We start from the raw sequence: 13158 nt of genomic DNA, 5'->3' as shown, positions 1-13158 counted from the left end.
AATAAAGCATTTTAGAGGGCTTGCCACAAGATTTATAAATTAAAACGCAATTACGCGTCTGTAGTGGCCATGGTTTGCGCACTTTTATGGTTGCCTATGTGAAATGTCAACAGACCCTTTAATATAGCAATAGTACACCAACAACAATTATTTCCCATCCAGCAGCATGAGACAGGAATACCCATCGCCATTTTAATTCATTGGTCTGTTTTACAACATGAGTTGCAAACTATTCATCAACTGTATAGAACCTACCCAGTACCGTTACTCGTGATCAGCGATCAGTCTGATGAAGAAATCTGCATCAAGGTACTGGAAGCAGGGGCTGATGATTTTATTATTAATCCTATTTATCCAAGAGAATTGCATGCCCGAGTTAGTGCGATTAACCGACGCGTCCTTCGAGCGCAGCAACAATCAGAACAAGAAAAAGAAATTTTTATTTTCGACAATTGGCGGCTCTATCCCTCATCAAGACGTGTCTTTAATGGAGAAAATCATCAAGAGTTACCCTTAAGTGCAGGGGAGTATGATTTACTACTTACTTTTGTACAACAGCCGCAGCGAGTGTTAGAGCGAGAGGTTTTATTACAAATTACAAAAAATAGTGAGCTTAATCCTCTTGATCGCCGAGTTGATGTGCAAATAAGTCGCTTACGCCAAAAGATTGAAATTAATGCAAAAAAACCATTATTGATTAAAACCATTCGTAATGGCGGTTATATGTTTACAGCAGAAGTGACGATCACAAAAGAAAATGACCTAAAATAAATTCGGTGGTAGCAGTCTTGCCAATGCAGAAAGCTTTATGGCAGTTAACTCATTACTTAATAACAAAAATGAAATTATTGTGGTTTCTGCAATCAAAGGAACAACATCTATCTTCCAATCGATGATGGATAAAGCCCAAAATGGCTTAAATTATCACCAATCTTTGCATTGTTACCAAAGGCCATTTAAACGACATTCAATAAATTTAAAAATACTATTTTAACTCAATATGTATGCCGGATAACGCCATAAGCCTTACGGAATAAAGGTTATGAAGGGGTATGCTTATGGAATTAGCCCCAACTACTTACGTTTCTTATTGACTTTAAACAGCCTCACGCTCTTAATCGTATTATCACTTACTTTTAAAATTTCAATACGGTAATTATCGATGGTTAAACAGGAATCAGCGGGAGGAATATAGCCAAGATATTCAATAATCAAGCCACTTAATGTTTTAGGACCAATTAAGGGCAATTGCCAACCCATCAAACGATTTAAATGACGCACAGTTAAACTAGCATCAACAATAACTGAATCATCACTCTGAGGAGTAATATCGCGGCTTAACGCGGCAACATCAGTAGTGAACTCACCTACTATTTCTTCAAGGATGTCTTCCATAGTAACCAAGCCCAAAATATTCCCATACTCATCCACAACAAACGAACTGCGTTTTTTCATTTTCCTAAAATTTAAGATCTGAATATTTAATGGTGTGGCTTCCGGAATAAAATAGGGTAAATCAGCGGCATTTAATAAACTCTGAAGATCCAGATTATCTTCTAAAGCCAAATTTAAGACATCCCGAACATGGATCATCCCAACCAAATCATCAACCGTATCGCGATATAAAGGTAAACGTGTATGTTGAGCGGTTTCCAGTTGTTCCAAAAGCTGCGACCACGGCAGCGCCAAATCAATGCCGATAATTTCCGCTTTAGGAATCATAATATCTTCAACCGTAGCGGTTTCCAAATCCAATAAACTAATCAGCATGCTTTTGTGTTCAACGGGCAACAACCCTCCAGCCTCATGAACTACCGAGCGCAACTCTTCGCCCGTGAGTGCTTCTTTTTGGATTCGATCAATGGAGATACGAAACAAGCGTAGAATGCTATTAGAAATGAAGGAACTGACCCACACCAAAGGGGCAAAAACCTGTTGTAATACTTTTAATGGTAAAGAGGTCGCAAAGGCAACTTGCTGCGGATAAATGGCGGCAAAAGTTTTAGGAATCATTTCAGAAAACACCAAAATGATGAACGTCAACAACGCAGTAGCAATTGCCACACCAACATCACCATATAAACGTTGGCCAATTAATGTTGCAATGGTCGAAGCAACAATATTAGCCAACGTATTACCAATTAAGACAACGCTTAAGAGCAAATCAGGGCGCGCGAGAATTTGATTGACACGGATGGCTTGCTTGTTGTTTTTTTTTACCAAATGCTTTAATTTGTAACGGTTAATCGACATCATGCCAATTTCCGTACCGGCAAAAAAAGCAGCAAGAATAATCAAGAAAAGCAATATAATAAATAGCGTAGAAAGATGGAGGTCCACCGAGTTTCCTTAAACTTTTTGCGCCAAAAAATAAAGTATCATAGGGTGTTCAAGAAAGCGAGACAAGAAAACACATCCATCGTCAAAAAACATAGCTAACTCGATGTATTATTGGCAGTTTTATTATGAAGATAAGGACAAAACTACTGTCAGGCATCTTTATTTTGCTTAACAACACTAATGCTGCTCATGATAAGCATCAGCAGCATTTACAGTAATTTAGCAATGACAGCAAAAACTAATTATTTTTGCTCATCAAAACGAGCAATACTCGCCATGATCTCAGCCACAGCAACATCAATACCAGCCCAACCATCAACTTTAACCCATTTACCTGGCTCCAAGTCTTTATAATGAGTAAAGAAATGCTCTAATGAATTTAATAAATGTTGTGGTAAATCGTTATACGATTGTACCGCTTCATAGATTTTGGTTAATTTATTCGTGGGTACAGCAAGTAACTTGGCATCAACACCTGACTCGTCAGTCATTTTTAACATACCTACGACCCGGCATGAAATCACAGAACCATTGATTAATGGTACTGGGGTAACGACCAGTACGTCCACGGGATCCCCATCTTCAGATAAAGTATTAGGAATATAACCATAGTTAACAGGATAAAACATTGGTGTTGATAAAAAGCGGTCAACAAATAGTACACCAGATTCTTTATCTACTTCATACTTAACGGGTTCGCTATGCATGGGGATTTCAATAATAACGTTAATTTCATGCGGGACATCATTCCCAGTCTTAATCCTCATTAAACTCATTTATTTCCCCTATAGTCTAAAATTAATATAATTTTCTGTTCAAAACACATGCAAATAAGCATAGGACCCAAAAAATTTATGCTAATAAAAATCGCTATTATGCGAAAATTCGCATCAAAAGGCAAAGAGAAGCTGTTGCAATATAAGCAAGGAATGTATAATAACTCTTTCTATCTAATTACTAGGATTGCTTATGGATTGCTTATTTTGCAAAATTACTGAAGGTGCAATTCCTGCAGCAATAGTGTTTGAAGACGATGAGATAATGGCTTTTCGCGATCTCCACCCGCAAGCCCCTATGCATCTGTTGATCATACCTAGGCAACACATTGCTACAATTAATGATACCACAGATGAAAACCAGGCCCTGTTGGGAAAAATGATTTTACGAGCAAAGAAAATTGCTCAAGCTGAAGGATTTAGTGACACAGGTTACCGATTAATTTTTAATATTAATCCCGATGGCGGCCAAACAGTTTATCACATTCATTTACATTTACTGGGTGGCCGACAAATGACATGGCCGCCAGGTTAGGAATAATATTATGCAAGAACTTTATAAAAAGCTGTTAACTGAATTAGGTGAAGATGTAACGCGCGAAGGATTGGTTGATACGCCTGAGCGCGCGGCAAATGCAATGTGCTACTTGACTAAAGGCTATCACGAAAACCTCAATGACATTATTAATGATGCCTTATTTGACTCGGATATGAGTGAAATGGTGGTTGTAAAAGACATAGAAATGTATTCTATGTGCGAACATCATTTATTACCATTTTTAGGAAAGTGTCATGTTGGTTACATTCCTAATGGCAAAGTTTTAGGTCTATCTAAAGTTGCCCGCATTGTCGATTTTTTTGCGCGCCGCTTACAAATTCAAGAACGCTTAACGACGGAAATTGCTAATTGTGTAGAAGCGATTACCGGTGCTCGTGGCGTAGCGGTAGTTATTGAAGCCAAACATCTATGCATGATGATGCGGGGTGTTGAAAAACAAAACTCAGTAATGGCAACCTCTGTAATGCTGGGTGACATGCGCAATAATGCAACCAGTCGAGCTGAATTTTTAAATTTAATTCGTAAAAGTTAGCTAATAACAATAACTCATGATTATCTGAATACCCTCGTTGGGTCGCAAGGCCCGGCAGCTCCCTATGCACTCCCGGGCCCTTAGCGGCAGAAAATTTAATGTGTTGCATCACAGCACAAGTTTCAAAAGCGCCAGGTCTTAGAGGAAACTTAATATTTTCTCTATAAATTTTTCCAGTACCATTTCAGCTTCTTCCTGAGTAGATAAGGATGGGTTATACACCAATCCCATCATATTATTGAAATTATCACTGCGAATAAGTAAATTAAATTTTTCTGGACAGTTATAATTCCACAGTCCTACCTGATTTCCGCCTGCTTTTAGTAAGCCCTCTATCAAGTAATCTGCAGAACATATCAAATCATTCGAGGACTCCAATGTGTACTGATTAAAAATAAATTGCGGTTGCACATACCCCAACTGTTCCGCATCCTCAGAGAGCACCGGATATTGAAAGCGATCAACCAACTCCAGAACACGCATCTGCGTATTTTTAATCTCTTGAATAGACTCTATCTCTGAAGTTAGTGCAAAAAGAATAGGTAAATTATCCGCATAATATCCAATCATATCAGGTTGTTTTAAGCGCCCTCTATTTGATTTTACAATACTAATATAGATTTTCTCCTGTCCAAATAAATGTGCCAAAGTAATGCAAAAGAGATGGAAGTAAAACGTATAGGGAGAAATATTATAGCGCCGACAAAAAGCAACGACTTTCTCTGAAGCATCTTTTGTAAGGTTCCGATAGATGACCCCACCAATATAATGGGGTGTTCCTAATGAGGATACAAAATGATGTTTTTCCAATTGCTGATTAATTTCAATTAAATAACGACCATATTCTGCTTTATTTTTTTCATACAGCTCTTGTTCTTGATGATGATCATGAAGATAATCGCTCTGCTGCAAGTTTGGTATAATAGCAGTCTCATTCATTAGGTATGCTTTTTCCAGCTCCTTAAAAAATAATTCAGCCGCGACCCCATCGGCAATAAGATGATGAAAACGAATTAATAAAATTGATTTTTCACTTTCTTGACAATAAATCAAATATAATCGGAACAAAGGAGCCTGCGCTAAAGGAATGGGCTCCAACAACAATTGCCCTAACGTTTCATAAATATGTGGGCTATTTATTACTTGTACTGAAGTTCTCGTCTTTGCATTAAAATTCCACTTAAGTTTTCCCTCATCATCTTCAATAAAAAATACTTGTAATGCTGCAGTATGTTGAATTAACTGATTTACTACTTTATTAAGGCGCTCCACATTCATAGAACCATTAATTTCCTTAAATATAGGAACATAATAAGTCACACCGTTAGGATGGCTTTTTAATAACGGCCATAAATTACTTTGCATTACTGACGCATCATATAAGGCCAACTGTTTATCTTCCAAAAGAACAGAGACGTTATTTTGCTCCTGAGTAATTAACCTGTCTACCCATATGCCTTCAATAAGGTTTCAGCTATAGAATCATCTATTTTATCACGTCGATATTTCAGGCATAACTCTAAATCATGTGCTTTTAGCAAGACCTTAAACGATAAGAGACGAGGTTCATCCCCCCATAAGTAATTTTGTACATTTCCATTTTTTAACGCTTTTATTTGCAAATTAGTTTTGATATTTAAGTCACTGCTTCTTTGGAAATCAAATGAAATCATGGGCATAGCCAAACCTAATTGCTTAAATAATGAAATATGGAAATACTGTTTCTCATGCAAAGAAAATATTTGCTGCTGTAATTTTTCAGCTTGACTAAATACATTCGTGCCACGAGTACCCACGAGTAAAACATCATTTGAGGTATCACCAAAAACTGAAGAAAAAACCCCATCTTCTCTACCTGAGAAAAAAACAATAATCCCCAGTTGCTCTTGCTTGAACGTATCCAACAACATGGTAAACAGATTTGCCAAGATATAGTTACTTAACGAGATTTTATTTTTTTCAAGCAGTGCCAATGATGAATTAATTTCTTTAAGTGGGAGAAGCTGATGCATAACACCCGCTTCTTGAGGCTGCTGTGTATTTCGGGCTAAAGGCACCCCTATAGGAACTCCACGTAATTGCTGTGTCCAAAATGTTTCAATTTCATTATCTAATCGATTAAGAACATTATCCCATTGCCAACTAACATAATCACTATAGTTAATTATTTGCTCTTCCACGCTATGGTCTTCATAATGAGCAATCACTTCTTTAATAAAAGAAGTCACCGTATATCCATCACCAAGTAAATGATGAAAAGCTATTAGCCAGCGATAATGTTCATCATCCCCATCCTGGATTAAACAAGTCCTTATCAATGGTGGTTTACTTAAATCAAAAGGAGCGGTAAAAAAGCGAGTAACTTGCTGCGCATCATATTCATCATATAATTCCAAGGAGAGTAAACACTCATCATGCACATGCTGGTTTACTTGATGCAGAATTTCATGAAAACTACAACGCAAAATATCATGTCGTGCCATTACAGCGAACAAGGCCTGTTGCAACTTATCAACAGATAAGTTTCCCGTGATAGCCAGCTCCATAGGAATTTGGTAAGCCAAACTACTTGATGAATTCTTGATAAAATTCCAAATTTCTTGTTGTTGTAAAGAAAGAGGAAAAGTATGGGTTGTTTTATATACTGTTGTTTGCGCTAAAAGCTTATCATCAAAAATATCTTTTGATTGTTCACCAAGCTTAAGCGCTAGTTGTTGAGCCGACGCATGGTTAAAAACATCTTTTGCTGAAATTCGTGTATTCGTATACTTCCGGTTGATTTTATAAACAAGTTGCGTTGCCATAATAGAGTCCATGCCAAACTCAAACCAATTATCCGTAATCGACAAGTCACCTGGAGCAAGTCTTAAGACGTCTACAGCAATAGCCAAGATATTTTCTGCATTACATACTTTGGTATCCTCGGCATAACCTTTAAAATCCTCGCGTGCAGAAGAAAGGTGTTCCTCAATCAAAGCAGGAGCTTGTAAGAAATGGCTCACGATCAAATTAGTCTCATTTACTTGTTTTTGAAAAACCGCTTGTAATTCTGCTCTTAACAAGGGAGTAATCCCCTTTTCGGCTAAATATTGAGTCAACTGGTGCTCATTATTTTTAAATAACCCCAAATTTTTTACTGGCCCTAAAATTAATGACTGGGCAGGTTGCTGATGCTGATGGCGATAGGTACTCAAGGCATTTAAAAATGCGTTAGCAGCCGCATAGATAGCTTGTCCTTCATTACCAAATACAGCACTAAGAGACGATATAAAAATAAATGCTTTAAGCGGATGATTCAATGTTGCTTGGTGCAAATTCCAAGCACCCATCGCCTTAGCACCAAGTACCTCCTTAATATCCTCTTCAGTGGTTTCACTCCATGGTTTGTCATGAGCCACTCCAGCAGCATGAACGATCATTCCCAATGAAGGGAAATCCGCAGGAAGATTCTCCATCAACTGAAAAACGGCAGCAGAATCGGCGACATTGCATGAATAATAAAAAATCTTGGTACCCTGATTTTTTTGCTGCTCGATCATCTCGCTCCAGGTTGATTCTCTTTCCTTGCGTCCAACAGCAATTATATAACGAGCGCCAAGAAGCGATAATGACTCAATGACTGCTTGACCAATATCGCCACAAGCTCCTGTAACCAAACAGGAAAAATCTGAAGTAAGGCTCCGTTCACCCTCTATTTTTTCAGCCGATAAAGGACGAATTTCTTGCCGATAAAAATCGCCCTGTTCAAAGCGTAAAGCCCAGTGCTCCGCTTCCCTGGCAGCAATAAACTTCAAGGGGTTATCAATGTCATTTAACTCAACTTCCAAATAATGAATAGCCCATAGTGGATATTCGTGTTTTACTGATTTGAGTAGCGCAAATAAAGAACTACCCACTAACGAATTTTTATTACAAAGCAACAGAACTGGTTTTTCTGGTATTTTCTGCAATAAACTCTGGATAAAATAAGTAAATAAAGTAGTCTCATTAATAAAGTTACCGAGTTCAGACTGGCAAAGATAGACAAGCCAATCTGCTTGCTTTATAAGCTCTGCATTGGCACTATTTGCAAAGATATCCGGTTGCGACGCCGGCAAGGAAAGGCAATTAATTGTCTTACAGAAAAATAATGGCTTATACGCAAGCGGTGTATTACTGATTAAAAGTACCTTCGCATTTTCTAAGCTGAGCCAGGTAGGACTAGCAGATACCTTTTGCCATTGTTGGTAATATAAGTAAGACTTCCATACATCTGGCAGCGCAAAAGTGCCCTCCTGAATTTGTGGAAGCCAGTATTCTTTTCCTATAAAAGGATATTTAAGTAACTCTTCATGTACAAATGACACATGTTTATTCAGCACCAGCCATTTAATATCAACGCCCCGTAAATAAAACATCCCTAAAGTTTCCATAATGCCTGGCCAAGGATTTTCAGGTTCACTTACTGAGGGTAAAACAGTAAAATCATGTACCATTTGGGCTTGCGCAATTAAAATAGGTTTAGGCCCTATTTCCTGACACAACTCAACCTCATGCTCTACCAGGGTTTGGATTCCTTGCAGAAACTCTACAGTTTGCAACATATGCAAACACCAATATTCGGCATTAATTTCTCCCTCACGCAACACCCGTCCCGTCACATTCGAAATAACATCTATTTTTGCAGGATGGTAAGTAACCTCTGCAGCGATTTTGGCAAATTTATCCACTATGGGTTTCATCAAAGGAGAATGAAATGCATGCGAAGTAGCCACTTTTTTGCAGCGAATGGAATGATCGAGACAATAATTTTGGCAAGCAAGAATTGCAGCATCAGTTCCTGAAACTACAGTTTGTTCAGGGCCATTTTTTAAGGATATGACTAAGTCATTAAATAGAGTAATAAACTGTTCTACATCCGGAGCTGAGGCATTAATGGCTAACATGCCCCCATGAATAGGTAAAGAAGAAATTAATACTGCGCGTTTACAAACCAAATATAAGGCATCATGGAGCGAGATTATCCCGGCAATACAGGCAGCAACGTACTCTCCCAAACTATGTCCTAACAAAATATCAGGCTTTAGTCCTAAATGTAAAAACCATTGCGCTAAACTATATTCATAAACAAACAAAGCAGGTTGAGCATATAGAGTACTATTAACATCCACATTTGGTGGTGTATTCAATAATATCTCGCGTAGATCAAATGGAAGCCAATTTTGGACAATTATACAGCATTGTTCTACAACCGCAGCAAATTCCGGAATAGTCTGATACAGGACGGTTGCCACATTCGGTTGCAAGCACCCTTGCCCGGTAAATAACCACCCTAACTTATTATTGGCCGAAGTATTTCCTTCCTGCCATCTTTTTTGTTGCAAAGCAACTAACCAACTTGGCTGGTCTTTTGCAACAATAAAAGCACGATAACGAAAATGTGTTCTTTGTGTCAACAATTGATGACACAATGAAGGGAAATGAATCGCTGAATTTTGTTCACCATAAGCACAATAGTTTTCCAGGTAACGCTGCAACGTCCCCTCTTCTTTGGCACTAACAACCCATAAATGCTCATGCCTATTCACATATTCTTTTTTTTCTTCTGTCACATTAACCGTTTCAGGTTTACCTAAAATAATATGTGCATTAGTTCCGCTAAAACCAAGAGAGCTAATACCGGCGTAGCGCTGCTCATCAGGCCAAGGAATACAATGTTTCGGTACGATCATATTGTCTTGCAAATGCAATTTAGGGCTCAGCTGATGTAGGTTTAAATGAGCAGGAATTTGCCCATGCTTAATTGCCAAAACTGTTTTAATCAATCCGGCAACACCAGCAGCAGCTTCCAGATGACCAATACGTGTCTTTATTGAAGTGATGTATAAGGGATTTTGTCGTTCCTGAGCGTAACTACGACGAATTCCCTCCCATTCAATTGGGTCACCTAATTCGGTTCCAGTGCCATGCGCTTCAATATGCGTAATCTGCTCAGGACTCAATTGAGCCAAACTTAACGCGGTATTAATCACCTCCACTTGTGAAACCAGATTCGGAGCAGTCAATCCATTACTCGCGCCATCCTGATTAACTGCACTTCCATAAATCACAGCATGAATCCGGTTGCCATCTCGTAAGGCATCACTTAATCTCTTTAAGATAACAATACCGCATCCTTCTCCCCGCACATAACCATCAGCACCAACATCAAACGTGCTGCAGCGATTTTTAGGAGAAAGCATGCCGCTCTTACAAAAAATAATAGTACTTTCTGGTGAGAGAATTAAATTTACACCACCAGCAATCGCCAACTCACAATCCCCATCTTGTAGGGCTCGGCTGGCCTGATGAATACTTACCAAAGAAGAAGAACACGCCGTATCAATAGCCATACAAGGACCATTTGTTCCCAAGAAATAAGCTATTCGCCCTGCCGAGATGGCAAAGCTTGTGCCTGTAGCCTGATAAGTACTTAGTTCTGTAAATGGCACCTGCTTTTGAATTAATTGATCATAATCATGGGTACTGATCCCTAAGTAAATACCGGTTTGCGAATTTTTTAATTCACCTTCTACTAATCCCGCATCTTCTAATGCATGCCAACTTGTGATTAAAGCCAAACGCTGTTGCGGATCGAGATATTCTGCTTCCCGAGGAGAAATATTAAAGAATTTCGCATCAAAAAGTTTAATATCGCTTAAAAATCCACCTTCAGATGAATACATTTTTCCTTTTGCATTTGGATCAACATCATAATATAAACGATTATCCCAACGAGAAAGAGGAATAGGCTCAATACTATCCTGTTCGTCTAATAATGCATGCCAAAATGCATCGGTTCCATTAATATCCTGATAATTTTTTCCCGGTAAACGACAATCCATCCCGATAATAGCTATAGGCTCATAGCTTCTTTGCGTTATTGTTTTTCTGGAAGAACTGCTGTATTGCATTAAATGTTGGGATAAACTTTGTATAGTAGGAAACTCCCATGCCAACCAGGGATCTAGTGTACGTTTAACGACTTGCTCCAAATCACTTACCATCGTTACTAATTGAATTGAAGTAAGCCCATACTCAGCAAATACCCTATCCACCTCAATGTCAGCAAAAGCAACTGGCATATGAGAGGAGATCCACGCTTTAAACCAAGTAATTAAATTATTTTCAGAAACGATTGTTAGACTCTGAACCTGATTATTTGGGGAGGACATTGCGGGCTGATTCATACGGGCAACCTGATAAAATTCATCCTGTAAATAAGTGCGTTTACAAGCACTACGTTGAATTTTCCCACTACTAGTTTTTAATATCTTTCGCGGAGGGATTAATACAATATCGAATAAACTAATCTCAGTGGCTTCAAAAACTGCTTTTTTAATTTTCGCAATAATCTCCCGATATTGGACCTCATCAAGCTCCTCTTTAACTTCAGCTATCAACACACAGGACTCGACCCCATCTTGATTTATTGAAAAAGCTGCAGCGCCATGCGGAATTAAGGCTATATCGCTTTGATAACAAGCAGACTCTATATCCTGAGGATAAATATTACGCCCATTGATAATAATTAAATCTTTTACCCGTCCGCATATAGTTAAACGGCCTTCATCATCAATAAAGCCTAAATCCCCGGTTCTTAAAAAAGGCCCCTCAGCAGGATCACGAGTAAAAGCTTGAAATATTTCTTTGGTTTTTTCTGGATTTTGATAGTAGCCTGAAGCAACCGAATCACCTTGAACCCAAAGCTCACCCACCGTGTTAATTGGAAGTGCACGTAGCTCATTAGGATCAACAATTCTAAAAGAGTATTCTGCGCCTACCTTACCGCAACTTACTAACTCAACATGCGGACCAGATTGATTATCCTTAACTCGTTTAATCCCCCCTTTCTCCAAATCTTTTTTATCTACCTTAAATAAGCAATCATCAGCCATTTCAACTGAGATACAGAGGGTTGTTTCCGCCATACCATAGCCCGGCTTCATAACAGATTTTTTGAGGTGATAAGGTGCAAGTAACTGCTCAAAACGTCTTATTGTCTCCGGTCTAATCGGTTCGGCACCATTAACCAAAAGGCGTACACTTGAAAAATCAAGATCCAATGTTGACGGATTTTTATTTTTCAGCGCATTAGCGGCTAAGTCATAAGAAAAATTAGGTGCCATGGTATATGTACCATGCTCAGCACTCATGGCTTGTAACCAAAATAATGGATTCTTTAAAAAAGTAAATGGTTCCATAAACACACATGTTCCACCTGTGTATAAAGGTAATAACGTGTTTCCAATTAATCCCATATCATGAAATATAGGTAACCAAGAAACGCATTTATTTATAGACTCAGACCCTAAATATCTTTCTAATAGTTCAAGATTAGCGCATATATTTTTGTGAGTTACCACAACACCTTTGGGCGAGCCCGTAGAACCAGAAGTATATTGTAAAAAAGCAATATGCTCCGGGTGCACCGAAGGGAAAGCAATAATCGGATTCGATACCTTTTCATCTAACTTATCGATGCAAATTAAGGCCGTGTCTTTAGGAAATTCAAATTGATTCTCTTGGCAATAATGTTGAACCACGCTTGTTGTTAAAATCAGAGAAGCAGAAGAGTCATTAATAATTTTTAATAATCGTTGTAAATGCCGAGCTTGTCGCGGAGGGTAGGCTGTAACAGCAATATTACCAGAGTATAATACCGCTAAAAAAGAAACAATGTAGTTAATACCGGAATCAAAAAGCAACAATATTGGCTTTTGAACTGCTAATTTACTATTACTATCTTTTTGCAAAATGCATAGATTATTTGCCAAGAGCAAAATTTTTTCACTTAATTGCTGATATGTTAATTCCTGGCTACTTTGGTAATCAGACTCCAGAAATTTTAATGCTATTTTTTGCGGTTGAACTTGGGCATACTGAAAAATATTACTTAATAATAAATTACCACCAATACTCATGATATTTAC

6 protein-coding genes and 2 pseudogenes are annotated in these 13158 nt (G+C 38.2%); 4 read left to right on the top strand and 4 right to left on the bottom strand.

The window, feature by feature from the left end; translation table 11 throughout:
- Positions 1 to 102, top strand: a pseudogene (locus LDG_RS19930) (IS5/IS1182 family transposase); the annotation flags it as partial.
- A gap of 15 nt (positions 103 to 117) precedes the next feature.
- Positions 118 to 771 (top strand): annotated as a pseudogene (locus LDG_RS16930) (winged helix-turn-helix domain-containing protein); the annotation flags it as partial.
- Positions 772 to 1074: 303 nt separating this feature from the next.
- On the opposite strand, the gene LDG_RS16920 reads toward LDG_RS16930, so the two are convergent.
- Together LDG_RS16920 and ppa are read right to left on the bottom strand one after the other, a co-directional pair.
- Complete coding sequence (locus LDG_RS16920) at positions 1075 to 2340, bottom strand: HlyC/CorC family transporter (protein WP_006872675.1); 1266 nt, start codon at positions 2338 to 2340, stop codon at positions 1075 to 1077.
- Positions 2341 to 2582: 242 nt separating this feature from the next.
- Entirely contained in the window at positions 2583 to 3116 is a 534-nt protein-coding gene (gene ppa, locus LDG_RS16915; RefSeq protein WP_006872674.1) for an inorganic diphosphatase, read from the bottom strand.
- 193 nt (positions 3117 to 3309) lie between these two features.
- On the opposite strand from ppa, the gene LDG_RS16910 reads away from it, so the two are divergent.
- Together LDG_RS16910 and folE are read left to right on the top strand one after the other, a co-directional pair.
- A complete protein-coding gene (locus LDG_RS16910; RefSeq protein WP_006872672.1) occupies positions 3310 to 3651 on the top strand; it encodes a histidine triad nucleotide-binding protein in 342 nt (113 codons plus the stop codon).
- 10 nt (positions 3652 to 3661) lie between these two features.
- Positions 3662 to 4207: a GTP cyclohydrolase I FolE gene (gene folE, locus LDG_RS16905; RefSeq protein WP_006872671.1), complete on the top strand. Its 546-nt coding sequence runs from the start codon at positions 3662 to 3664 to the stop codon at positions 4205 to 4207.
- A 138-nt stretch (positions 4208 to 4345) separates the two neighbouring features.
- Here folE and LDG_RS16900 read toward each other — a convergent pair whose 3' ends face one another.
- Together LDG_RS16900 and LDG_RS16895 are read right to left on the bottom strand one after the other, a co-directional pair.
- Positions 4346 to 5572 carry a condensation domain-containing protein gene (locus tag LDG_RS16900; protein ID WP_148263601.1) on the bottom strand — a complete coding sequence of 409 codons (1227 nt, stop codon included), beginning with the start codon at positions 5570 to 5572 and terminating at the stop codon, positions 4346 to 4348.
- Between the two features lie 80 nt (positions 5573 to 5652).
- On the bottom strand, positions 5653 to 13149 hold the full coding sequence (locus LDG_RS16895; protein ID WP_006872669.1) for a type I polyketide synthase: 7497 nt from the start codon (positions 13147 to 13149) through the stop codon (positions 5653 to 5655).
- Positions 13150 to 13158 lie beyond the last annotated feature (9 nt).

Origin of the sequence: Legionella drancourtii LLAP12 (assembly GCF_000162755.2) — a bacterium.
Taxonomy (GTDB): Bacteria; Pseudomonadota; Gammaproteobacteria; order Legionellales; family Legionellaceae; genus Legionella; species Legionella drancourtii.
Note: the sequence above shows the minus strand (reverse complement) of the source record. Positions and strands in the feature narration are given on the sequence as shown.